General features: G+C 60.0%; 29 protein-coding genes. 27 read left to right on the plus strand and 2 right to left on the minus strand.

Features of this window, described 5'->3' with window-relative positions:
- Positions 1-59 precede the first annotated feature (59 nt).
- Positions 60-1,067 carry an RNA polymerase sigma factor RpoS gene (rpoS, locus tag CAF74_RS25125; protein ID WP_007954831.1) on the plus strand — a complete coding sequence of 336 codons (1,008 nt, stop codon included), beginning with the start codon at positions 60-62 and terminating at the stop codon, positions 1,065-1,067.
- 489 nt (positions 1,068-1,556) lie between these two features.
- Here the strand turns inward: rpoS and fdxA are convergent, their stop codons facing one another.
- Positions 1,557-1,880: a ferredoxin FdxA gene (gene fdxA, locus CAF74_RS25130; RefSeq protein ID WP_007908827.1), complete on the minus strand. Its 324-nt coding sequence runs from the start codon at positions 1,878-1,880 to the stop codon at positions 1,557-1,559.
- Positions 1,881-2,043: 163 nt separating this feature from the next.
- Positions 2,044-4,626 carry a DNA mismatch repair protein MutS gene (gene mutS, locus CAF74_RS25135; protein WP_085748124.1) on the minus strand — a complete coding sequence of 861 codons (2,583 nt, stop codon included), beginning with the start codon at positions 4,624-4,626 and terminating at the stop codon, positions 2,044-2,046.
- A gap of 210 nt (positions 4,627-4,836) precedes the next feature.
- Here mutS and CAF74_RS25140 point away from each other — a divergent pair, with 210 nt between their 5' ends.
- The 26 genes from CAF74_RS25140 (at position 4,837) to CAF74_RS25265 (ending at position 23,876) form a co-directional block, all read left to right on the plus strand.
- Positions 4,837-5,571 (plus strand): XRE family transcriptional regulator, encoded by a 735-nt coding sequence (locus tag CAF74_RS25140; protein WP_085666844.1) that lies wholly within the window; start codon positions 4,837-4,839, stop codon positions 5,569-5,571.
- Between the two features lie 512 nt (positions 5,572-6,083).
- The gene (locus tag CAF74_RS25145) at positions 6,084-6,500 is read left to right on the plus strand and encodes a tail fiber assembly protein (protein ID WP_085748125.1); all 417 of its coding nucleotides are present in this window, start codon (positions 6,084-6,086) and stop codon (positions 6,498-6,500) included.
- A 129-nt stretch (positions 6,501-6,629) separates the two neighbouring features.
- Complete coding sequence (locus CAF74_RS25150; protein ID WP_085748126.1) at positions 6,630-7,058, plus strand: tail fiber assembly protein; 429 nt, start codon at positions 6,630-6,632, stop codon at positions 7,056-7,058.
- Between the two features lie 144 nt (positions 7,059-7,202).
- The gene (locus CAF74_RS25155; RefSeq protein ID WP_085748127.1) at positions 7,203-7,394 is read left to right on the plus strand and encodes a Com family DNA-binding transcriptional regulator; all 192 of its coding nucleotides are present in this window, start codon (positions 7,203-7,205) and stop codon (positions 7,392-7,394) included.
- 4 nt (positions 7,395-7,398) lie between these two features.
- Complete coding sequence (locus tag CAF74_RS25160) at positions 7,399-7,977, plus strand: DUF642 domain-containing protein (RefSeq protein ID WP_085748128.1); 579 nt, start codon at positions 7,399-7,401, stop codon at positions 7,975-7,977.
- 110 nt (positions 7,978-8,087) lie between these two features.
- Positions 8,088-8,426, plus strand: coding sequence for a phage holin family protein (locus CAF74_RS25165; protein WP_007954843.1), 339 nt, complete (start codon positions 8,088-8,090; stop codon positions 8,424-8,426).
- 74 nt (positions 8,427-8,500) lie between these two features.
- Positions 8,501-9,022, plus strand: coding sequence for a hypothetical protein (locus CAF74_RS25170; protein ID WP_085748129.1), 522 nt, complete (start codon positions 8,501-8,503; stop codon positions 9,020-9,022).
- A 3-nt stretch (positions 9,023-9,025) separates the two neighbouring features.
- The gene (locus tag CAF74_RS25175) at positions 9,026-9,634 is read left to right on the plus strand and encodes a phage baseplate assembly protein V (protein WP_085748130.1); all 609 of its coding nucleotides are present in this window, start codon (positions 9,026-9,028) and stop codon (positions 9,632-9,634) included.
- Between the two features lie 14 nt (positions 9,635-9,648).
- Positions 9,649-9,981: a phage baseplate protein gene (locus CAF74_RS25180; RefSeq protein WP_085683341.1), complete on the plus strand. Its 333-nt coding sequence runs from the start codon at positions 9,649-9,651 to the stop codon at positions 9,979-9,981.
- Positions 9,978-10,973, plus strand: a complete 996-nt coding sequence (locus CAF74_RS25185; RefSeq protein WP_085748131.1) for a baseplate J/gp47 family protein — start codon at positions 9,978-9,980, stop codon at positions 10,971-10,973. The genes CAF74_RS25180 and CAF74_RS25185 overlap by 4 nt, the downstream gene beginning before the upstream one ends.
- Complete coding sequence (locus tag CAF74_RS25190) at positions 10,970-11,605, plus strand: phage tail protein I (protein ID WP_085748132.1); 636 nt, start codon at positions 10,970-10,972, stop codon at positions 11,603-11,605. The genes CAF74_RS25185 and CAF74_RS25190 overlap by 4 nt, the downstream gene beginning before the upstream one ends.
- The gene (locus CAF74_RS25195) at positions 11,606-13,564 is read left to right on the plus strand and encodes a phage tail protein (RefSeq protein WP_085748133.1); all 1,959 of its coding nucleotides are present in this window, start codon (positions 11,606-11,608) and stop codon (positions 13,562-13,564) included.
- An 11-nt stretch (positions 13,565-13,575) separates the two neighbouring features.
- Positions 13,576-13,998, plus strand: a complete 423-nt coding sequence (locus tag CAF74_RS25200; protein WP_085748134.1) for a phage tail assembly chaperone — start codon at positions 13,576-13,578, stop codon at positions 13,996-13,998.
- Between the two features lie 103 nt (positions 13,999-14,101).
- Positions 14,102-14,287 (plus strand): hypothetical protein, encoded by a 186-nt coding sequence (locus tag CAF74_RS25205; RefSeq protein ID WP_085612311.1) that lies wholly within the window; start codon positions 14,102-14,104, stop codon positions 14,285-14,287.
- 2 nt (positions 14,288-14,289) lie between these two features.
- Complete coding sequence (locus CAF74_RS25210; RefSeq protein ID WP_074691321.1) at positions 14,290-15,456, plus strand: phage tail protein; 1,167 nt, start codon at positions 14,290-14,292, stop codon at positions 15,454-15,456.
- A complete protein-coding gene (locus tag CAF74_RS25215; RefSeq protein WP_074691323.1) occupies positions 15,456-15,962 on the plus strand; it encodes a phage major tail tube protein in 507 nt (168 codons plus the stop codon). Before CAF74_RS25210 ends, CAF74_RS25215 begins: the two co-directional genes overlap by 1 nt.
- An 80-nt stretch (positions 15,963-16,042) precedes the next feature.
- Complete coding sequence (locus tag CAF74_RS25220) at positions 16,043-16,624, plus strand: phage tail assembly protein (protein WP_085748135.1); 582 nt, start codon at positions 16,043-16,045, stop codon at positions 16,622-16,624.
- 128 nt (positions 16,625-16,752) lie between these two features.
- On the plus strand, positions 16,753-19,227 hold the full coding sequence (locus tag CAF74_RS25225; protein WP_085748136.1) for a phage tail tape measure protein: 2,475 nt from the start codon (positions 16,753-16,755) through the stop codon (positions 19,225-19,227).
- On the plus strand, positions 19,224-19,607 hold the full coding sequence (locus tag CAF74_RS25230) for a phage tail protein (protein WP_085748137.1): 384 nt from the start codon (positions 19,224-19,226) through the stop codon (positions 19,605-19,607). The genes CAF74_RS25225 and CAF74_RS25230 overlap by 4 nt, the downstream gene beginning before the upstream one ends.
- The gene (locus tag CAF74_RS25235) at positions 19,600-19,812 is read left to right on the plus strand and encodes a tail protein X (protein ID WP_085748138.1); all 213 of its coding nucleotides are present in this window, start codon (positions 19,600-19,602) and stop codon (positions 19,810-19,812) included. Before CAF74_RS25230 ends, CAF74_RS25235 begins: the two co-directional genes overlap by 8 nt.
- 9 nt (positions 19,813-19,821) lie before the next feature.
- Positions 19,822-20,850 (plus strand): phage tail protein, encoded by a 1,029-nt coding sequence (locus CAF74_RS25240; RefSeq protein WP_085748139.1) that lies wholly within the window; start codon positions 19,822-19,824, stop codon positions 20,848-20,850.
- A gap of 61 nt (positions 20,851-20,911) precedes the next feature.
- Positions 20,912-21,496 (plus strand): hypothetical protein, encoded by a 585-nt coding sequence (locus CAF74_RS25245; RefSeq protein WP_085748140.1) that lies wholly within the window; start codon positions 20,912-20,914, stop codon positions 21,494-21,496.
- Entirely contained in the window at positions 21,493-21,672 is a 180-nt protein-coding gene (locus CAF74_RS25250; RefSeq protein ID WP_007954893.1) for a DUF2635 domain-containing protein, read from the plus strand. Before CAF74_RS25245 ends, CAF74_RS25250 begins: the two co-directional genes overlap by 4 nt.
- The gene (locus tag CAF74_RS25255) at positions 21,672-23,168 is read left to right on the plus strand and encodes a phage tail sheath subtilisin-like domain-containing protein (RefSeq protein WP_085748141.1); all 1,497 of its coding nucleotides are present in this window, start codon (positions 21,672-21,674) and stop codon (positions 23,166-23,168) included. Before CAF74_RS25250 ends, CAF74_RS25255 begins: the two co-directional genes overlap by 1 nt.
- A 67-nt stretch (positions 23,169-23,235) precedes the next feature.
- On the plus strand, positions 23,236-23,583 hold the full coding sequence (locus CAF74_RS25260) for a phage tail tube protein (protein WP_085697365.1): 348 nt from the start codon (positions 23,236-23,238) through the stop codon (positions 23,581-23,583).
- Positions 23,580-23,876 (plus strand): phage tail assembly protein, encoded by a 297-nt coding sequence (locus CAF74_RS25265; protein WP_085748142.1) that lies wholly within the window; start codon positions 23,580-23,582, stop codon positions 23,874-23,876. Before CAF74_RS25260 ends, CAF74_RS25265 begins: the two co-directional genes overlap by 4 nt.
- The last annotated feature ends 8 nt before the right edge of the window (positions 23,877-23,884 follow it).

The raw sequence follows: 23,884 nt of genomic DNA on the forward strand, positions 1-23,884 counted from the left end.
TTGCCAAGGATAAAGGCGCCGCTTGAGCTTGGGGTCGAACTCACCAAAGGACTATAACAATGGCTCTCAGTAAAGAAGTGCCGGAGTTTGACATCGACGATGAGGTTCTCCTGATGGAGACCGGCATCGATTCGGATTCGATGTCGAATGATGAAGGGGCTGCTCCACCTTCCGTTCGTGCCAAATCCAAACACTCCGCTTCACTTAAACAACATAAGTACATCGATTACACTCGGGCACTCGATGCCACGCAGCTGTACCTCAACGAAATCGGCTTTTCCCCACTGCTCTCCCCGGAAGAAGAAGTTCATTTTGCGCGCTTGTCGCAAAGTGGCGACCCTGCCGGGCGCAAGCGCATGATCGAAAGTAACCTGCGGCTGGTGGTCAAAATCGCCCGGCGTTACGTCAATCGGGGGCTGTCGCTGCTGGATCTGATCGAAGAGGGCAACCTCGGATTGATCCGCGCGGTGGAAAAGTTCGATCCGGAGCGTGGCTTCCGCTTCTCGACCTACGCGACCTGGTGGATTCGTCAGACCATCGAACGCGCGATCATGAATCAGACCCGGACCATCCGGTTGCCGATCCATGTGGTCAAGGAGCTCAACGTGTACCTGCGGGCTGCACGGGAGCTGACGCAAAAGCTCGACCACGAACCTTCACCCGAAGAAATCGCCAACCTGCTGGAAAAACCGGTGGGCGAAGTCAAGCGCATGCTGGGCTTGAACGAGCGGGTTTCTTCGGTCGACGTCTCGCTGGGTCCGGATTCGGATAAAACCCTGCTGGACACCCTGACGGATGACCGTCCGACCGATCCATGTGAACTGCTGCAGGATGACGACCTGTCGCAGAGCATCGATCAATGGCTCTCGGAGCTGACCGACAAGCAACGCGAGGTGGTCGTGCGCCGCTTCGGCCTGCGCGGCCATGAGAGCAGCACGCTGGAAGATGTAGGCCTGGAGATCGGCCTGACCCGGGAACGGGTGAGACAGATCCAGGTAGAAGGCCTCAAGCGCCTTCGGGAAATTCTCGAGAAAAACGGCCTGTCGAGCGAGTCGCTGTTTCAATAAGCCACCCGCATGACCGCTATACAGAAAGCCCCGACTGGTTCGGGGCTTTTTGTTGGCGCACTGAAAGCGGGAGGCGTTCCCACCTTGTAGGTTTGCGTTGTAAGCCTTTGCTGACTGTATCGTAAGTGTTCGTTATTTTTACACTGCCGCTGAAGGCGATTGCGCTCATGGACGAATCGTAACGCAATGATTTATATGGTTATTTTTTAATGTGAAGGGCTTATGACAGCAGGTTAGTGCGCTGGAGGCCAGTTGCCCCCGGCGGGGAAATCTCTAGTATCTGGGTTGTGTCGACGGATAGACACGCCCTTCAAGGAAGAGGGGAACGGACATCGCAGGAAGCGATTCATCAGGACGATGAAAAGGAACACAGGGAATAGGGAAAAAATGTGGGCGGGTCAAACCGCCCCTTTTTTTTGCCTGAAATAAAGCAAAACCCGAAAAAGCAAAAAGGCCCGCAAGGGGCCTTTTCTTCAACCGCGGGACAGATCAGCGTTCGAGGTCTTTGATCTTGCCTTTGACGCCATCCCACTCTTCGGCATCCGGCAGCGATTCTTTCTTTTCGGTGATGTTCGGCCAGATCTCGGCCAGTTCTACGTTCAGCTGAATGAATTCCTGCATCTCTTCCGGAACTTCGTCCTCGGAGAAAATGGCCACGGCCGGGCATTCCGGCTCGCACAGGGCGCAGTCGATGCACTCGTCCGGGTGAATCACCAGGAAGTTCGGGCCTTCGTAAAAGCAGTCCACCGGACAGACTTCTACGCAGTCGGTGTACTTGCACTTGATGCAGTTGTCGGTGACGACGAAGGTCATTTCTAATTTTCTCCTCAGGCGGCGGCAGCGTTGCCCCTTCACGGTTGGGGTCGCCAGGTTCGGGAGCGATGTCTGCCAGCCAGGCTATTAGCCAGCAGCATCCCAAACCGCGCGAGATTCTAACAGCTTGAAGCCGTTTGCGTTATATCCGGTTCGTCGGTGCTTAGATCCGGTTCTTTAGTGCATAGAGCATTTCGAGTGCACGACGCGGTGTCACGTCATCCAGATCCAGCTTGGCCAACTCATCCAGCACCGGGTGCGGCAGGCTGGCGAACATGTCGCTCTGCTGCGGCGTCGCCGGTTTGCCCTTGACGGCCGGTTTTGGCGCCTCATGCGGCAGCGCGGTATCTTCCAGGCGGCTCAAGTGCTCACGAGCACGTACGATCACTTCGCTTGGCACACCGGCCAACTGCGCGACCGCAAGGCCGTAGCTCTGGCTCGCGGGCCCTGGCAGCACATGGTGCAGAAACACGATGCGCTCGTTGTGTTCGGTGGCGTTGAGGTGCACGTTGGCCACCAGTGGTTCGGCTTCCGGCAACACGGTCAGTTCGAAATAGTGCGTCGCAAACAGAGTATAGGCGCGCAGCTGCGCCAGACGCTCCGCCGCCGCCCACGCCAGGGACAGACCGTCAAAGGTGCTGGTGCCGCGACCGACTTCGTCCATCAGCACCAGGCTGCGCTCGGTGGCGTTGTGCAGGATGTTCGCGGTCTCGCTCATTTCCACCATGAAGGTCGAGCGCCCGCCGGCGAGGTCGTCGCTGGAACCGATCCTGGTGAAAATCCGGTCCACCAGCGACAGTTCGCAACTGGCCGCCGGCACGAAGCTGCCGATGTGTGCCAGCAGCACGATCAGAGCAGTCTGGCGCATATAGGTGGATTTACCGCCCATGTTCGGACCAGTGATCACCAGCATGCGGGTGTTGTCGTCCAGGCTCAGGTCGTTGGCCACGAACGGCGTGGTCAGCACTTGCTCGACCACCGGGTGACGGCCCTGGGAGATACGCATGCACGGTTCGCTGACGAATGTCGGGCAATTCAGGTCGAGATTCAGCGCACGTTCGGCGAGGTTGCTCAGCACGTCCAGCTCAGCCAGGGCGCCAGCGGTGTCCTGCAACGGCGGCAACTGGCTGATCAGGTCTTCCAGCAACGCCTCGTAGAGCATTTTCTCGCGAGCCAGAGCGCGGCTCTTGGCCGACAGTGCCTTGTCTTCAAACTCTTTCAGTTCCGGGGTGATGAAGCGTTCGGCACCTTTGAGGGTCTGACGGCGGATGTAGTCTGCCGGCGCCGATTCAGCCTGCTTGCTTGGCAATTCGATGAAGTAGCCATGAATGCGGTTGTAGCCGACTTTGAGATTGGCGAGGCCGGTGCGGGCCTTTTCACGGGCTTCCAGATCGATCAGGAACTGGCCGGCGTTCTCGCTCAGCGATTGCAGTTCGTCTAGCTCGCTGTCGTAACCGGTTTTCAGCACGCCGCCGTCACGGATGACCGCTGGCGGGTTGTCGATGATGGCTTTTTCCAGCAGCGCCGCCAGTTCCGGGTAAGTGCTGGTGGTGGTCGCCAGACGTTGCAGGTGCGGCGCCTCGAGATCCATCATCGCCACTTGCAGTTCAGGCAGCGCACCGAGCGCATCACGCAGGCGAGCGAGGTCGCGAGGGCGAGCATTGCGCAGGCCGATCCGCGCCAGAATCCGCTCGATGTCGCCGATCTCCTTGAGTTGCGGTTGCAGGTTTTCAAAACGATAGCGGTCGAGCAGGCAAGTGATCGAGGTCTGGCGAGCCAGCAGCACAGTCAGGTCGCGCAGCGGACGGTTGAGCCAACGGGTCAGCAAACGGCTGCCCATGGCCGTCTGGCAACGGTCGACCACCGATTGCAGGGTGTTGTCGCGGCCACCGGCCAGGTTGGTGTCGAGTTCGAGGTTGCGGCGGCTGGCGCCGTCCAGCACCACGGTGTCGTCTAGCCGCTCATGGCGCAAGCTGCGCAAGTGGGGCAGGGCGGTGCGCTGGGTTTCCCTGGCATACGCCAGCAGGCAACCGGCGGCGCCGATCGCCAGGGTCAGGGTTTCGCAGCCGAAGCCTTTCAGGTCCTGGGTGGAGAATTGCTGACAGAGGCTTTTCAGCGCCGAGTCGCGCTCGAAATCCCACGGTGCACGACGACGTACCCCACGGCGTTTTTCCGCCGGCAAATCCTTCGGCCAATCATCCGGGATCAGCAACTCGACCGGGTTGACCCGCTCCAGCTCCGCCAGCAGGTTTTCCCAGCCCTTGATCTCCAGCACGGTGAAATTGCCGCTGGTGATGTCCAGCACAGCCAGGCCGAACAGGCGCTCGTCGCCCAGCACCGCCGCGATCAGGTTATCGCGACGCTCATCCAGCAACGCCTCGTCACTGACCGTACCCGGGGTGATGATCCGCACCACCTGACGTTCCACCGGGCCTTTACTGGTGGCCGGGTCGCCGACCTGCTCGCAGATCACCACCGACTCGCCGAGCTTGACCAGCTTCGCCAGGTAGCCTTCCGCCGCGTGATACGGAATCCCGCACATCGGAATCGCCTGCCCTGCCGACTGCCCGCGCGCGGTCAGGGTGATGTCCAGCAACTTGGCCGCCTTCTTCGCGTCCTCGTAGAAGATCTCGTAGAAGTCGCCCATGCGGTAGAACATCAGCTGGTCCGGGTGCTGATTTTTCAGGCGCCAGTACTGCTGCATCATCGGAGTGTGGGAGGACAGGTCGGAGACGGCTTTATTCATCGGATTGTCAGGCAACTCGTTCAAAGGTATGGGGCAAAAGCGCGTCAGTGGCCGGGCTTTTCCGCGATGGGCGCAAGGTTACCATGGGCGGTCTGTCGGACGCAGGCATCGCGGTCGGGTGACATGCATCGGTGGTAAAAAGGTCGACTATGCACGATTTATGCAAATCAGCATTTGTCTTCCCGAAAAACTTCAAGCACTATGCGCGTTATGCAAAAACGCAACGTATCTACCGTCTTAAGAGCACTGCTCGACCAGCACGGGATCTCCCCCACGGAGCTCCACCGTCGCACCGGCGTGCCTCAATCCACGCTCTCGCGGATTCTCAGCGGGAAGATCGTCGATCCTTCGGATAAACATATCTCGAAGATCGCCGAGTACTTCGCCGTGAGCACCGATCAGTTGCGCGGGCGCGCGGATGTTGCGCCTGCCGCCAACGGCGGACGCGACGAGTTGCATTCTGAACTCAAGGACATAAGCCTGTGGGACGACGACACCCCCGTCGATGACGATGAGGTGTCGGTGCCCTTTCTTCGCGAGGTTGAATTGGCTGCTGGATCAGGAAGATTCGTCATCGAAGAGAGCGAACGCTCCAGCCTGCGCTTCGGCAAGCGCAGCCTGCGCCATAACGGTGTGCAGTTCGATCAGGCCAAATGCGTGACGGTACGCGGCAACAGCATGTTGCCGGTACTGCGCGACGGTGCCACGGTCGGCGTCAACGCCGGCAAATGCGGGATCGGCGACATCATCGATGGCGACCTCTACGCCATCAACCACAACGGTCAACTTCGGGTGAAACAGCTCTATCGCCTGCCTACCGGAATCCGTCTGCGCAGCTTCAACCGCGATGAACATCCGGACGAGGACTACAGCTTCCAGGATATGCAGGAAGAGCAGATCGTCATCCTCGGTCACGTCTTCTGGTGGGGCATGTACGCCCGTTAACCCGATCCCTTTCAGATAAAACCCGCCTCGGCGGGTTTTTTTTCGCCTGTAGAAAACCGGGCAACCCTTGATTGGCGGGGCTTCCATGCATCCGCGCATTTCTCGTGCATAAATAAATGCATTTACGCATTGACTGTGTATGCATCCATGCATATTCTTGCCATCAAGCCGCTCGACAAAGCGGCTGGCAACAACAGCTCTTTAGTTCCACAAGAACAGGCAGCGATGAACCGGCCTCAACGGTTCAGAGGGTTGGCAACTGACCCGGGTGTGCAGCGTAAAGCACCAGAAGCAGTTATCCGGCGGGCAGGGACCGCGGTCGGAAAAACAATTTGAATGGACTCGTACCGCGCCAGTAGCGCCGAAAAGTCAGCTTCCTTCACGAACACAGGATTGAAGGAAGGCAAAGGAGTGCATCACTGAAAAGCCCGGCGGATTGCCGGGCTTTTTGGAATGCCTTCTGGGCAGAAACAGAAATGCCGGGAGGCCGGCAATCAAAAAGGATGATGACCATGAAGAAGTACGTGCGTGTTGTGGATGGCAAAGTCGACAACATCTTCGAAACCAACAACCCGATCACCGACGATTTTCCGGCGAGTCAAGTCTGGGTGGATGTCACCGCATTGCCAAAGATCGACTACTCCTGGAACGCGGTGAATACCGATGGCGTCTGGACCTTTACCGACAGCGATATGTGGGGGCAGCCATCGCAGTTGTCCATGCAGCTGCGCGCCGAACGCTCCCGCCGATTTGATCGAGTCAACGCCACTCTGCTGGCTACCGCCCTGGAGCAGAAGGTTGAGCTGGGTCTGGCGACGCCTGCCGATATCGCGGGGTTGCAGGCTTACAAGCAGTTTTTCGTTGATATGAGCAACGTCAACAAACAGCCAGGTTACCCGCTGGCAATCACCTGGCCTGAAGTTCCATAAATCACCGTTTCATGACTCTGCATAAGGACCGCATGACTGAATGACCCGGCGTATAGCCGGGCTTTCTGGATTGCCTGTCCGGCAGGAACGGAAATGCCGGGATTCCGGCAATCAAAAAGGACGATAAGAATGAATCGATACGTTTTCATCACGATGCCCAATTCCAAGGTATATCGGGTGGTTGATACCGACGAAGGGATGCCGGTCAGCTTTCCTGACGGATTGGGGGGGCTGTGGGTGGATGCCACAGGAAACACGGAAGTCGTGGTCGGATGGAATGCCCGACTGGTCAACAACCAGTGGGAGTTGCATGCACCCACTTTCGAAGAGGTGGCAAGCCAGGTCAAGTTCCTCGCCACTGAGAAGCTATCGAATGCCAAAGGTTGGCTGACGTTCAACCCGCTGGATTACAAGCAGGATCTGGGCATTGCAACGCCGGAGGAAGAAGCGGCGTTGCTGGCTTACAAGCAATACGTCATCGCCGTGTGCGATTACAGGAATCAACCGGGTTACCCGTACACCATGATTTGGCCGACAGAGCCTTTTTCGCTGGTTTGAATCGACGACCTGATTGTTCTGGTCTGTATGACCGAAAAGCCCGGCCCCTGCGCCGGGCTTTCTGGAATGCCTGCCTGAGGCAGGCGCTTCAACAAGGTTTCGCGGCATGAGCAAGGCCACGCAGAGAATCAAAAGGATTTGTCGATGTTGAAAGAGTGCCGCTGCGGCCATTGCAAAAGACTGCTCGCCCGGGTGGGCGAGTACACAGAACTCCAGATCAAATGTTCCCGCTGCGGAACGTTGAATCATGTGAAGGCCGCGAGCCCCGAGCGATCGCCTGTGAGCGACATGCGTGCTGCATCGTCAGCACAACCTGATCAATCTCCTCATAGGTAAAGACATGAACATTCTCAAGAAATACGTAGCACCGTTTCTCGCTGTTGCACTGCTGGGCAATGGCGGCAGCGCAATTGCCGCCAACCTCCTGGTGAACGGCAGCTTTGAACAATCGACATGCGGTGGTGGCTGCATTCTGGACACCCCGGCAAAAACCAATGCCATCACAGGCTGGACGACGTTCCTGTCCGGTGCCGAATACTTCAACATGCCCAATGCCATCGGCGGTTCTGTGGCAGCAGATGGCGTGATGATCGTCGACCTGGCCAACTACGTTTATGGCAACGGTGGCGGGATTCAGCAGAATTTCGCGACCACTCCGGGCGCCAAGTACCGTCTGACTTTCAGTGCCGGCAACTCCCGATTCGCCAGCCGCTCCGGCGACGGTGTCATTCAGGTGAAAGTGGCCGGGCAAACCGCTACGTTCAACACACCGACAGCCAAAGGCGTCGCGGTCGAGTGGAGCACCGTCACTTACGAGTTCACCGCGATTACCGCGCAGACAACTCTGGCGTTTTCCAACGAGCAGAACCCGTACGCCAACTACGCCTTCATCGACAACGTCATTGTCGAGCGCCTGTAACTGCTGAATGCGCGGAACCTGTCGCTGTTCTTCCCCGCATCAGAGGCGACACCCGTCCGGTGTCGCCTCTTCACTTCTCTTCATTCATCAACGCTTTCAGGAGGCGTGACATGACAAACGAGCAACAAGCGTTGCTGGACATGCCAATCTGGCTGGTCATCCTCCTTGCCGTGGCGGGCGGGGTGTCCGGCGAAATGTGGCGCGCCGACAAGGAGGGCGCCCGCGGCTGGCCGCTGCTGCGGCGGCTTGCCTTGCGCTCCGGTGCCTGCATGATCTGCGGCGTGTCGGCAATCATGCTGCTTTACGCCGCCGGCATGTCGATCTGGGCCGCCGGGGCATTTGGTTGCCTCACTGCAATGGCCGGTGCCGACGTCGCCATCGGCCTTTACGAACGCTGGGCTGCCAAGCGCATCGGCGTCTGCGAAGTTCCGCCGCGCGACCCGCAATAACCCATTCACTTTCCTGTCTCGCTGCACGCCGTGCGGCGGGACTTCGCGTGGACATCAGAAAAAGGAGGTCAAGCATGCCCACACCGATCCAGCAGCCTTCGCAGTTGTTCACGGCGATGGCGACAGCCTTGCGCAACAGCTCCGAGCTGAACGTGCAGGTCGGTAATCACGATGACTTCACGGCCCCCGGCGACAAGGCCTGGGTGTTGATCGATATCGAACGCAATGCATCGGGAGAGCGCGCCGCCAACGGACGGATTGCCCATGTGCTGACGCTGTCGCTGCAAGTCATTCCGGCGCTGTCCGCCACGGCATTTGCCGCCTGTGATCTGATCGCCGCGCTGAAGAACCTGATCACCGACAACCGCTGGGGCTTGCCCGGCGAGCAATGCGATCTGCCGATGAACATCGATGGAATGCCGTCATTGCTCGTCCGCGCCGATCAGCCGAACAAAGCCTGGACGCTGTCGTTCAACCAGACCCTCTACCTGGGCCCGACCCTGCTGGACGACCCACTCGGCACACCGAAATTCGCCCGCACCTGGGAAGTCAGCGACATCGACGATCCCGACCAATACACCTCGCTGGAGGCCTGATCAATGTTCGACGCATTACTGCGAATGCACATGGCACCGATCATCGAGCGCCTGGCGGAAATGGAAGCGGAGATTGAAGACCTGCACCGGCGTGCCGAGAGTTATTGCCGCATCGGCATCTGTCAGGAAGTGGATGCCGCGAGCAACACCTGCCGGGTCAGTCACGGTGGTTTGCTCACCCCGGCCATCAAATTCTTCAACCCCAGCGCCGGCGCGCAGAGCGAGTCGCGGATCCCGACGGTGGGCGAACAGTGTCTGCTGTTCAACTACGGCAGTGGCGAAAGCGGTGCGCAGAGCGTGGCGTTGTTCGGCCTGAACAGCGACCGCTTTCCGCCTACCTCGACGGTGCCGACGTTGACTCGTCGCGTCCATCAGGACGGCAGCGAAAGCGGCTACGACGACGCCACGCACACCCTGCACTGGCAAAACGGTCCGGCAGCTTTCAACGGTTCTCGCGAATCGCTTGAGCTGAGCATCGGCCCCGCGCGGCTGGCGATGACGCCCCAGTTGATCAACCTGCAACTGGGTGCTGTCGGGCTGACCATCGACGCCTCGGGCGTGCATTTCAGCGGCCCGCTGGTGGATCACCAGGGTCGCGTCATCAGCCCCTGAATCAAGAGCTTCCCATGATCGGAATCGATAGAGACAGCGGGGCCACGGTCGACGACTGGCTGCAATTCGTGCAGCGCGCGACACGAGCCCTGACCACGCCGCTGGGCACCCGGCAAAAAAGGCCCCTTTATGGTTCGTTGATACCCACGCTGCTAGGGCAAAACCTGGGCGACGACATCCTGTTGCTCGCCCAGAGCCACGCAGCTCAAGCGTTCTACAACCCGCAAAACGGCATCAGCGATTTTCAGCCCGGCGTGATCGTCGCCACCCGACAGGGCGCGGGTTTGCTGTTGCGATTTGCCGGCACCTGGAAAAACCGCCAACAGACTTTCGAGGTCGTGACATGAGCATGTTGATCCCTGGCCAGAACCAGTTGGCCGAACCGTCGCTGATCACCGTCGACGTTTTCGAAGACTTGCTCGCCGAGTTCAAGACGTTCGTCGTCGAGTATGTCGGCGCGCGTTCGCCGCAGAGCGCGGCCAAACTCAAGGCCAGCCTGGAGAACGAAAGCGAACTGCTGACACTGGCGCTTGAGGCTTTCTGCGTTCGATTGCAAACCCATGAACGCAAATACAACGCCCGGATCAAGCAGATGCTGGCGTGGTGGGCAACGGGCAGCAATCTAGATGCGCGGTTGGCGGACATGGGCCTGGAGCGACAGTTGCTCGATCCGGGCGACCCGGCGGCATTCCCGCCGGTGCCGGCGATATACGAGAGCGACGACGACGCGCGGCTGCGTTATTACCTGGCGCCCCACGCTCCGGCGGCGGGTTCGCGGATGCAATACCGCCGCGAGGTGTTCACCTTGGGCGAACGTCCGACGGTAAAAGTCGAATCCACCGATGCCGGTGTCGTGAACGTCACTTATACCTTCGCCCGGGACGGTCTTGCCGCGCAGGTCAAGGACGGCAACGGTCGCCGCACGGCGCCTGGCGAAGTGCAAGTCACCGTGCTTGCCCGCGAGGGCGACGGTACGCCGTCCCCGACCTTGCTTGAAGGCGTGCGCCAACACTTTTCCCGGCCCGACGTCTGTCCGGAAACCGACAAGGTCACGGTCAAAGGCGCAGAGATTCAGCGCTACACAATCCGCGTCGTGGCCAAGATCAATTCCGGTCCGGATTCAGGCCTGACCAAGGTCGCCGCGCAGCAACACTTGCAGGCCTACGCCGACAGCTGCCATCGCCTGGAAGGCCGGGTCGATCCGAGCTGGATCGACTACACGCTGCACAGCGCCGGCGCCGTGCAATTGCAGATTCTTGAACCGCTGACGCCGATCGTCTGCAGCGCATTTCAAGCACCGTACTGCACCGAAGTTGAAGTCGAGGTGCAGACGCTATGACCGATCAGACACTGCGTCCGACCCTGCTGCCGGTCAACAGCTCGGCGCTGGAACGGGCACTCGACGTCGGCTTTGGCGCGTTGCTTGACCGCATCGCACCGCCGTTTCCCGAACTGATGAATCCGGCCTCCACACCCGTCGCGTTCCTGCCGTATCTCGCAGCGGATCGCGGGGTGGCCGAATGGAGCACCGACGCACCGGAAGCGGAAAAACGCCTGACCGTCGAACTGGCTTGGCCCACCGCGCGCCAGGCCGGCACTCGCAAGGCGCTGGAGAACGCCGCCAAGGGTTTGCAACTCAGGCCGGAAATCCGCGCCTGGTACGAACAGATCCCGCCCGGCGAGCCTTACAGCTTTTCCGTGCGGGCCTTCACCGAACAACCCTACAGCGAAGCCATCGACGCCCGTCTCGACCGACGCCTGGCCGATGCCAAGAGCGAGCGGGACCTGCTGTCGGTGTCGGTCGGCCTCAGCGCCTTCGGCAATCACGTCATCGGTGCCGCGACCTTCTGCGGTGAGCTGACCACGGTGTATCCGGTGTTCCTCGAAGGGCTCGAGACATCCGGTGAGGCCTTCATGGCGGCGGCGCTATACACCGTCGAAACATCCACTATTTATCCTCAGGGGGCCTGAATGGCTGACTATTACACCCTGCTCACCAACGCAGGGATTGCCTACGAAACCGCCTGCAAGGCGGCGGGCGTACCGATCAAGCTGACGCAGATTTCCGTCGGCGACGGCGGCGGCGCGGTCTACAACCCGGCCGCGACGGCTACTGCGCTTAAACGCGAAGTCTGGCGCGGTCCGCTCAATGCGCTGTTCCAGGACGAGAAGAATCCGAGCTGGCTGCTCGCCGAAGTCACCATCCCGCCGGACGTCGGCGGCTGGTATGTGCGTGAAGCCGGGCTTTGGACCGACACCGGCATTCTCTACGCCATCGTCAAATACCCGGAGTCGTTCAAGCCGGTATTGGCCACCTCGGGCTCGGGCAAAGAGTTCTACATCCGCTCGATTTTCGAGACCAGCAATGCCTCGCTGGTGACGCTGCTGATCGATGACACGGTGGTCAAGGCCACTCGGGCGTGGGTGGCTGGTTACGTGGCGGATGAACTGGCTAAGCTCGACAAAAAACAGTCGGTACGGGTCGCAACCAAGGCAAATATTGTTTTGAGCGGCGCCCAAATGATTGACGCGGTTGCTGTCATTTCAGGCGATCGCGTGCTCGTTAAAAACCAGACGCAAGCAAAAGACAACGGAATTTACATTGCGGCAAACGGTGCCTGGATTCGGGCGAAAGATGCCGATACCAGTGCGAAGGTAACGCCTAATCTAGAGGTTACGGTGGAAGCAGGGGCAACCCTCGCTGATACGATCTGGCAGCTGATAACAGATGGCCCGATAGTACTTGATACAACCCCATTGACGTTCCAGGACGTGACGGCGGGTTTTGCTCGTTTGATGTCGCCCGCGTTTGAGGGTGTGCCGACTTGTCCGACACCGGCGCAATTCGATGGTAGTCAGTTGCTGGTCAACGCGGAGTTTGTGCGGCGCCAGGGATTGCAATACTCGTCGTTCAAGTCGGTTGGAACCAGTTACGTCGTGACGCTGGCTGACATTGGTGGACTGGTCAGTCTTTCGAATGCCGGTCCGATCAATTGCACCCTCCCGCCGACCTCGTCGGTTCCCGCTACCGCAACTGCGATCATCACAATAGTCAGCGCTGGTACCGGGGCTGTAACGATTTCCGCAAACGCTGGTGGAGACACCCTGAATACGTCGACCGGGGTCGTTGGGCCAATTGTTCTTGGTCTGGGGGATACGGCAGAGTTCATCAGGTTAAATGGACAATGGCGTTTGATAGGTGGAAGCGTCGCTGTCCGCTATTCAAGTGTTATGAGCGCACCGGTATTCACCACTCAGCCACAGTTCGACACGAGCAAGGCACTTGCCACCACTGAGTTCGTTCAGCGTGCGGCAGGAAATTTCAGCGGTCAGACGAATATCGTGACTCTGCCGGCTTCGCTGACTCCGGCCATGGCCGGGCGCAGAATCGTTATTACCGGGCCGGGAGCCGTGACATTGCCTCCATTGGTAGCCAGCCCTGTTGGGACTAAGTTCTACATTCTCAACATCGGAGCGGCTGACGTGACACTGAATCGTCAGGGCAATGACACCATCGTAGCGCTCGCTAAAACGCTTACAAGCATTACGATTCAGAGCGGTTCCAATCTTGTCGTTACTTGCGGCGATAACAATTATGTCGTTGAGGAAGGAGTTTCTTCGCTGAAGTACTCGAATGAGTTCTCTGCGTTGCTGTCAGCGAACGGCTATCAGCGACTGCCCTCCGGTTTGATCATTCAGTGGATGACAGCAAATTTTTCAAAGGCGGCACTTTCAACACCTTTTAATTTGCCGACTGCTTTCCCGAACATGAACTTTGGCTGCACGGTATCGCTCACCGACAGCACAATTTATGCCCCTGATGGAGCGCCGGTTGTTGCGGGTATGGCAAATGGTCGAGGGCAGGTGATTTTGCAGTCGAACTACGCATTCAGTTCATCGGCAGTTCGAGTACTTGCGTTCGGAATTTAAAGAGGTGAAACATGATTTATTGCAGCAAGGAAACCGGTCTTTTTCACGATTCTGATTTGGGTGGCGATCTGCCGTCGGATGCCATCGAAATATCGCGCGAACTACATGCTGAGCTTTTGAACGGTCAGTCACAGTTTCTGAGGATCAGTTTTGATACATATCCTCCTGCGTTGATTGAACGGCCACCCCTTCAAGCTGAACAATTGGCTGAGCTTGAGCGAGTATGGCGTAATGCACAATTGTTAAAGACCGATGGAGTCGTTGCACGCCAGCGCGACGAACTGGAGGCCGGCGGAGCAACTACGTTCACCGCTGAGCGATATGCAGAACTCCAAGCCTATCGCCAGGAGTTGCGTACTTGGCCTCAAGGCGCGCTCTTTCCAACGCTTGAACATCGCCCGGTAGCACCTGACTGGCTAACTGACCAAACCTGATAAACGCCCCGCACCCCGGGGCGTTTTCTTTGACGCCCAATTCATTCAACACCCGCCAAGCCCCTCCCAACGAGGAGCTTTCCCGTTTATGGAGAAACGAAAAATGGCAACCCGCCAAACCTACACCGTGCTCGTTCCATTCCCCACCGGGGGTGGTCACTGGTCGAGCGTCGGCCAGGAACTCGATCTGCTCGACGTCGAAGCCAGCGCATTGCACAGCGCCGGTCGACTGGAGCTGAAAACATCTACCACCAAGGCCGTGAAGGCCGCTGCCAAGAAGGCTGACTGACTATGGCTGAGGTTCTGAACTTCGAGCACAACGGCATTACCGTCAATGCCACCGAATCCCCCGAGGCCATGGGTGGCCTGGGCGACAACGTCATCGGTCTGGTCGGCACCGCGCCGAAAGCCGATCCGCTGATTCCGCGCAACGCACCGTTTCGCATCAACAGCTTCACCACCCACGCGCTGCTCGATCCGACTGGCTCGGAAGAGGGCACCCTGTACCACGCCGTTTACCAGATCCTCAAAGTGGTCAAGGTGCCGGTATATGTAGTGATCGTCGAAGCGGGCGCGACCCCGGCCGATACCGTCAACGCGGTAATCGGCGGTGTTGAACCGGCCACCGGCCGCAAGCTTGGTCTGGCCGCATTGGGAAGCGTCCCGGAAGACCTGACCATCATCGGCGCGCCGGGCTTCACCGGCACCAAGGCGGTGGCCAGCGAGTTCGCCTCGTTCGGCAAGCGCATCAAGGCCCGTGTGGTGCTGGACGGCAAGGACGCTTCGGTCGCCGATCAGGTGCTGTACAGCCAGGAGCTGGGCGGTGCGGATCTGGGTTTCGACCGTTGCCTGGTGGTGCACAACATGCCGGCCGTGTACTCGAAAGCCGCTAAGAAAAACGTGTTCCTCGCGCCATCCAGTCTGGCAATTGCCGCGCTGGCCAAGGTCAAACAATGGGAAAGCCCGGGCAACCAGGTGACCTACGCCGAAGACGTGTCCCGCGTTGTTGAATACAACATCCTCGACACCTCCACCGAAGGCGATCTGCTCAACCGCTACGGCGTCAGCTATTACGCCCGCACCATCCTTGGCGGCTTCTCGCTGCTGGGCAACCGCTCGATCACCGGCAAGTTCATCAGCTACGTCGGTCTGGAAGACGCGATCAGCCGCAAGCTGGTGAAGGCCGGCCAGAAAGCCATGGCGAAGAACCTGACCAAGTCGTTCATGGATCAGGAAGTCAAACGCATCAACGACTGGCTGCAAACCCTGGTCGCCGACGAAACCATTCCCGGCGGCAGCGTGTACCTGCACCCGGAACTCAACAGCGTCGAGAAGTACAAGAACGGCACCTGGTACGTGGTCATCGACTACGGCCGCTACGCGCCGAACGAACACATGGTTTATCAACTCAACGCCCGCGATGAAATCATCGAGCAGTTCCTGGAGGACGTTCTCTAATGTTTACCAACCGCGTAAGACAGGCCATCGCGGCCACCCTGCAAGGCCTGCCGTTGTCGGCAACCGTGGAGGAATTCACTCCGCCGAAAATCGATTTCGACATGGAAAGCATGACGGGCGGTCGCTTCATCGTCGAGGAAATGGCCAAGAGCGCCAAGGCGCTGAATGCCACGCTCAAGCTGCAAGGCACCGGCGCTGAAGTGCTGCTGGCGATGGGAGTGAAACTGGGCGACGACATTCTGCTGAACGTGCGTGAAGCCGGTCAGGACCAGGACGGCAACACCTGGTTCACCTATCACACCATCGGCGGCAAGCTCAAAACCATGGGTGAAGAAGCAATCAAAATGGGTAGCAAAGCCCTGACGACGCTTGAGTTCTCCTGCCGCACCTACAACCGCCTGGAAAACGGCGTGCCGGTGATCGACATCGACGTGCGCACCCAGAAGTTCGTGCTCAACGGCGTCGACATCCTCGGTGATGCCCGTCGTGCGGTGCTGATGCCGTAAGCCTTTCGGCAGATCAGGCACAAAACCTGTGGGCGTTCATGCCCACAGGAATCTTCAAGAACACCCAAGGAATTCCTTTCATGTCGTGGATGCCACCCAAGCATGTTCTGTTGTCGCCGATCACCGGTGACGACGGCTCGCAGATCGAATCGATCCAGCTCAAGCCGCTGTTTTACGCCGCCCAGAAAGAAGCGCTGGAACGCGCAGGCGACGATGAAGACGACCAGTTCTTCGAACTGGCGCTGCTGGCCACCGGCTTGTCGGTCAAGGAACTCGACCAGCTCAAGCGCCCGGACTACGTGACCATCGCGCAGTACGTGCACGAATTCTCGACCCGGCCGGCGTCGTACTTTCTCGACCAGGTCGAAGACGCGGAACAGTCCGACGATCCCGATCAGGTGCAACTGCTGTTGCCGCTCGCCGTCACCGGCCGCACCGTGACTTCGCTGAGCCTGGAAATGCCGGCGCTGCGGGCCACCAAAGTGATGAAGAAACTGAAAACGGCCAAGGAACGCGCCGAGTTCATCACCGCCCATTGCACCGGTCTGATGATCCCCGATCTGGCCCTGTTGAGCGTGCCGGACTGGACGCAATTGCAGGTGCGCATCGACGATTTTTTAAACCAGCCGGCGGCCTTCTTTCAGAACGCGACATCGAAGTAATCCTCGACATCGTGCCGCTCATTTACCCGGTAAGTGAGGCGGAAATTCTGGAGTGGGACGCCGAAAAGGCGTTGCGCCGCTACGACATAGCGATCACTCGCCTTGGCGTGAAAAAGGAGTAGAGCGGCATGGCAGATACATCGTTTTCGCTGATGTACGCCGCGCAAACCACAGGCGCGGGTTCCGGTTTGTCGGCAGGGGGATCGGCCACGGACAGCCTGATCAAACCACTGTCCGAACTGAAAGAGGCGCTGCTCACGGCCAGCCTGGACATCCGCAGTCTGGTGCGTGAGCAGATCAAACTCGGCGCCGTTGTCCTGGGGCTGAACACGGCCATGGCATCGTTCAAGGTGCCAGTTGTAACTGCCGCGCCGGCGGCAGGCGGCGAGAGCAAGTCAAAGCTCAAGGCTGAGATTGAACAACGCTCGCCGCCGGCCTACCTGCAATCGGACATGGCCCTGGAAACCGCCATGGCCCAGCTCAAGCAGGTTCAAGGCCTGAGTGGCGACCTCGACACGCTGTCGAAAGCCAACCTCAAACTGGCCACCGACAAACGGGTTGCCGGCAGTGGGGCGACGGTCGTGGATCTGGTGCAGGTCGAGGTCGCGGCTGGCAGATCCGGGATTGGCGCCGGTCTCAAGGGCGCCGACAAGGAACAAGTGCTGCTGGACTTTGCCCAGGATGCAGCGGTCAATGCGTCGGCGTTCGGCATCAGCCTGAAGTCGGCCGGTGAAATGCTGTCGGCCTGGCAAGTTTCGATGAAACTGGATCGCGCTCAAGGTCAACTGCTGGCCGATGCGACTCAGCAACTGGGCAACAGCGGACTGAATGCGACGGCTGCCGATATCGGTTCGGTCGTGCAGCAATCCGGCGAGTCGGCCGTTGCAGCGGGGATTCTGCCCGAGCAGTTGGCGGCGCTGTCAGCCGCGTTGCTCAACGCTGACGTCGACAAGGCCGGGGCCGGGGCAGCGGTGAAAAGCATCAGCGCAGCCCTGGGCAAAGGCACCCAAGGCTCGGCGGCCGAGCAGTCGGCGTGGAAGGCGTTGGGGCTTGATCCCGGCAAGCTGACCGAAAACGTACCGGACAACCTTGTCAAAGCGTTGGCGACATTGAAGCAACAACCGGCAGAGCAGCAAGCGGCGCTGGTCAAGACACTTTTCAGTGGCGACGACGGTGTACGCAAACTGCTGGCGAAACCTGAAGACCTGCAAAAAGCATTTGCGCTGGTCGCTCCGGCCAAACTGGAAGGAACGTCGACGCTTGTGTCCTCGCAAGCGGCCCAGAGCAGCCTGGCATCGTCATTCGCGGGTCTGGGAGGCTTGCGTCAGTGGATGGGCAAACCCGGCGAGGCACAGACGCCAATTTCATTGCTCAAGCCCGATGATCCACTGACACCGGCATACAGCGGCGCGATTGAACGCAGCGCCGAGCCTGCGGGCAAAGACCCGCAGCGAAGCTGGAACGCGTTCGATGCCAGTCTCAATCGTCTGATCACGGCGTTGGCGCCGGATGCGACCGGCACGCTGGACTCGCTGACGAATATGACCAATGGCGTGGCCGATATGGCCGAAGCCCATCCCAAGACCTCGACGGCATTGGCCGTTGCGGGCGCTGGGCTGTCGGCCATCGTAGTGGCGGTGATGGCCAAGGCATTCGGCAATTTCACCGACAAACTGCTCAAGGGCGTCGCTTCAAAATTGCCGTTCGGTCTTGGCGGTCTGATTGCCGATATTGAAGACCCGAAAGCGAAGAAAACGTCCGCCGGAAATAGCGCGGGCCATGACTGTTGCTGCTGCAAACCGCTGGGTGGCGGGACAGGCGGCAAGCTCAAGCCTCGCCAGTCAAGCATCAGGGCTCGAGTCGGACGTGAAAAAATCGGTCGGGTGACCCCTCGGGCACCACGGATCAGTGCACCGTCGGCACCGCTCGCGCCGCCGACTCGACCCGTTTTGCCCCTCATGTCCGGCACGCCCATGCCGGGAACCATGACGGCATTTGCAGGCTCGTCAGCCGTCAGTTCTGCACCGGCCGCTCCACTGTCCGGTTCTTACGCCAGGGCAGGCAGACTGCTTGCCAGACGGGCACCGCCGCTGCGGTTGCTCAGCGCCGGATACGAAATGGTCACCGGCGTCATGAAGGGCGATAAGCGTGCCGTCGTGTCGTCGGGTGCATCGTTAGCGGGGTCGTCTGCCGGTGCCGCTGTCGGTGCTGCACTGGGTACGTTGATTCTGCCGGGTGTGGGCACCATGGTCGGCGGCTGGCTGGGGAGCATGGCGGGCGGGGCCATCGGTGATTCCCTGGGCGACAAGCTAGGGAAACAAGTCGATCGTCTCGGCACTCCTGCACAGGTCAGTAAAGACCTGATCGCGACCTCGGCGACCTCCACGATCCCCGCGGCGCTTGCCACCACAGCCTCTACAGCCGCGAGCCAGCCTGTCACGTTCAACTCCACCATCCACATCAACGGTCAGGATCAGGGCAGCGCCCAGGCACTGGCCAATCTGGTGGTGCAGACAACGATGAGTCAGTTGGGCCAGATCATGCCGACCAATCCTCTCGCCACACGACGTGACGCAGCCCTGACCGATGGAGTCGCCACATGAAACAACAAATGGCACTGGGCAGTTTCATCTTCGGTTTGTCCCGGGATTTTGCCTACAGCACGCTGGCGCGAAAGTCCGATGGCGGCTGGACTGACCTGCAGATTCTCAACAGCAAACCCAGATCCCACCAGACAGGACAGAAGCCCGAATCCCTGACCATCTCCGGCACCTCGATGTACGCCGTGGGGATGGAACGGCTCGATGAACTGCGTGCGCTGCAAGCACTGCGTGCACCGTTGCCGTTGATTGACGGCATCGGCCGCAACTGGGGTTTGTGGCGGATCAACAGCATCGACGAAAACCAGAGCGAGGTCATCGATGACGGCACCGCGATGGTGATCAAGTGGGTCATCGGATTGTCGGAGTTCAACAATGCGTAAGGTACGAAGCGTGGCCGGTGACTCGGTGAATCTTTTGCTGTACCGCGAAACCGGTCGCAGCGATGACAGCGCCGAAGAAGCCCTGTGGACACTCAGCCCGACCCTGGCCGAGCACGGCCCGATACTGCCGGCAGGTGTCTGGGTGACGCTGCCGGAGCTCGACTCGAAACCGGCTGCAATCAAACCGGTTCTGGCTTGGGATTAAGGAGGCTGCATGGCACAGGGATTTACGCCGGCGATCGAAATCTACGGCGCCCACAAGGACCTGCTGAACCAGCGCCTGATCAGTTGGGAACACATCGATGCCGCCGGCATGGAGTCCGATCAACTGACGCTGGTGCTCGACTTGGAAGGCCTCGAAGGCTTGCCGAGCCTGGGCGGAACCATCGGCCTGCGGGTGGGTTATCTGGAGACCGGACTGGTGGAAAAGGGCCAGTTCAAGGTGACCCGACTGACGCCGACGCTGTTCCCGCTGCGCCTGACGCTGGTCGCGACCGCCGCGCCTTTCAGCGGCAAGGACGACACCGGATTCAAGGAACGGCGCACGGCCAGTCATGGCCCTACAACCCTTGGCGGACTGTTTCGCGAGCTGGTCTCGAGACACGGATTCTCGCCGCGCGTCGACCCCGAGCTGGCGCTGATCAGGATCGCCCATGTCGACCAGTCGAACGAAACCGACATGGGCTTCATCACACGCCTGGCGAAAAAGTACGACGCGGTGGCCAAGCCGTTCAACGACCTCTACGTGCTGGCGAAACCGGCGCAACTGAAAAACCTGTCGGGACAGGTCATACCGGACGTCAGGCTGTCGGTCACCCATAACAATCGACCGGGCGATCACGCCTTCATCAGCGCCACGCTGGAAGAAACCGCCCGAACCCAGAATCAGGGTTGCAAAACCTCCTTTTGGGACAGTGCGCTCGGCAAACTGCGCGAAGTGGTCACCGGTTCCGAACCCTACAAGGTCATCCGCCAGAGACTGGCCAGCGAAGAAGAAGCCAAAGCCATCGGCGAGGCCGAAGTGCGCAAGATGCTGCGCGAGAAATACAAGCTGAAGGTCACCTGTCCGGGCGATCCGTTGCTGGCGGCCGAAGGTCTGCTGGTGCTCGACGATACCTGGCCGGATTTCATGCGCGGGCGCTGGTCGATTGAAAAGGTCACGGCCAGCGGCAAGCGCGAGGAAAGCTATCGCTGTCTGATCGAAGCAAACGGCCGGGATCCCGAGGCAAAAGCCAGGGACTGATCCCCCGATCTCACCGCCACACACCTCACTGTGGCCACTCACACCTCCTGGAACGCTCCCCATGAAGATCTCCCCGATCCTCACGCAGCTGCGTGCGCAATGCCCAAGCCTTGCCGGCCATATCGCGACAGGTGTCGACCTGGTGCTTCTGCAAGGCGACCCGAATCTGCCGATGCCCTCGGCCCATGTTTTACCGCTGGCTGACGTAGCCAGCGCCAGCACCGCACAGAACTCCCTCAGCCAGCCGATCCGCGACCGCTTCGAAATCATCCTGGCACTGGATGCCACGGACGCCACAAAAGCGCTGGATCTGTTGCACGACCTGCGCGCCGAACTGTGGCGTGCGCTGGTGGGGTTCAAACCCGATTCCAACTACAGCGCCATCGTTTACGACGGCGGCGAAACGGTCTCGATCAACAGCAGCCGCGCGTTCTACCGGCTGCGCTTTTTTGCCGAGTTCCAGCTGGGCCGCAATCTGCCAAGTCAGCCTGCGGAGAGCTGGCACGAACGCGAACTGGACGGTTTGTCGTCCTTTACCGGGGCCACTGTGCGGGTCGATGCGATCGACCCGGCCGACCCCAACCTGAAACGCCCGGGCCCTGACGGGCGCGTGGAACTGACTTTCTCTGGAGACGTAATCCCATGAGCAACCGCATCACCGTAGTGCCGGCTGCCGGCCGTGCCGTGCCGGACCCGGAAGCAGGCGACCTGCTGCCACTGGAAGGCCGTGAAGTGCTGGACAGCGCCTGGTGGCGCCGGCGTCTGGCCGACGGCGATATCACCCTCAAAACCGCAACAGCTAAACAAAAGGGAGCCAAATAATGGCGATCGGATTCAGCAACATCCCTGCGGACATTCGTGTACCGCTGTTCTATGCCGAAATGGACAATTCGGCCGCCAATAGCGCGACCTCGTCCATGCGTCGCCTGATCGTGGCGCAGGTCAACGACGACATCGCTCCGGGCGAAGTCGGCAAACTGGTGCTGGTTTCCAGCGTGGCGCTGGCCAAGAGCATTGGCGGCCAGGGCTCGATGCTCGCGTCCATGTACGAAACCTTCCGCAAGGCTGACCCGATCGGCGAGATCTGGTGCCTGCCGCTGCACAACGCAACCGGCGCCATCGCCAAAGGCGTAGTGACCTTGACCGGCACCGCGACCCAGGCTGGCGTGCTCAACCTGTATGTCGGCGGCGTCCGCGTACAGGCCACTATCGCCAACGGCGCCACCGCCGCACAAGCGGCCACTTCGCTGGCGCAGAAAGTCAACGCCACCGCCGATCTGCCGGTGAGCGCGACCGTCGCAGAGGGTGTCGTAACGCTCAACGCCAAATGGACTGGCGACAGCGGTAACGACATCAGTCTGCAATTCAATCGCCTGGGCAAGAGCAACGGCGAAGAAACGCCGGCCGGCCTGGTCACCGCGATCACGCCGATGATCGGTGGCGTCGGCGTGCCGGATCAGGTGGCAGCGGTTGCTGCGCTGGGTGACGAGCCATTCGAGTTCATCGCTCTGCCATGGTCCGACCTGGCCACCCTCAACACCTGGCAAGCGGTGATGGACGACAGCACCGGTCGCTGGTCGTGGGCCAAGCAACTGTTCGGTCACGTGTACAGCGCCAAGCGCGGCACCGTCGGCACTCTGGTGGCAGCCGGTCAGGCGCGTAACGACCAGCACGTGACCATTCAGGCGCTGGAGCAGGGCGTTCCGCAACCGGTCTGGGTGCAAGCCGCCGCATTGACTGCGCGCACCGCCGTGTTCATTTCCGCCGACGCCAGCCGTCCGACCCAGAGCGGCAGCCTGCCGGGTGTCGATCCGGCCCCGGCCAGCGAGCGCTTCACCCTGACCGAGCGTCAGTCGCTGCTCAACTACGGCATCGCCACCGCGTACTACGAAGGCGGCTACGTGCGCATCCAGCGCTCGATCACCACCTACCAGAAGAACGCCTACGGCCAGGCTGATAACTCGTACCTGGACAGCGAAACCATGCACCAGTCGGCGTTCATCGTGCGTCGTCTGCAAAGCGTGATCACCAGCAAATACGGTCGCCACAAGCTGGCCTCCGACGGCACCCGCTTCGGCGCCGGCCAGCCGATCGTCACGCCGGCAACCATTCGCGGTGAGCTGATCGCCCAGTACGCCAAGCTCGAACTCGAAGGCCACGTGGAAAACGCCGAGCTGTTCGCCGAGCACCTGATCGTCGAGCGCGACGTGCAGGACCCGAGCCGCGTGAACGTGCTGTTCCCGCCGGATTACATCAACGGTCTGCGCGTGTTCGCACTGCTCAACCAGTTCCGACTGCAGTACGACGACGTCGCCTGATCGGCGCGTTTGACACTGTGATTTCAGCCCACCTTGCGTGGGCTTTTTATTTGAAGGGAGTAACACCATGGGTCAACTGATTGCAGGCACCTGCTACGTCAAGGTCGACGGTGCACAACTGACTATCAATGGCGGCTGCGAAGCCCCGCTGATGGCCGTCAAACGCGAAACCGTCGTGCCGGGTTTCTACAAGGAAACCGACGTCGCGCCGTCGTTCAAGGTGACCGCGCTGCACACCGCCGACTTCCCGTTGAAGAAGCTGATCGAAGGCACCGATATCACCGTCACCTGCGAATTCAGCAACGGCAAAGTCTACGTACTGGCCGGCGCCTACCTGGTCGAAGAGCCCGTCTCCAAAGGCGATGACGCCACCATCGAACTCAAATTCGAAGGCATCAAGGGGACTTGGCAATGAGCGGCGCCGTGAAGCTTCAAGTTGCGATCGAAGCTCACGGCGAGCCCCTGACCGAACTCGTCCTGCGCCGTCCGACGGTGCAGGAGGTGCGAGCGATCAAGGCGCTGCCGTACAAGATCGACAAAAGCGAAGAGGTCAGCCTCGACATGGACGTGGCGGCCAAATACATCGCCGTGTGCGCCGGCATTCCGCCGTCGTCGGTCAACCAGCTGGATCTGGCTGACCTCAACGCGCTGAGCTGGGCCGTTGCAGGTTTTTTCATGAGTGCGGCGTCGGAACCATCACCGACCTGATTTCGGTC

The organism is Pseudomonas sp. R45(2017) (genome assembly GCF_002112305.1).
Classification (GTDB): domain Bacteria; phylum Pseudomonadota; class Gammaproteobacteria; order Pseudomonadales; family Pseudomonadaceae; genus Aquipseudomonas; species Aquipseudomonas paraglycinae.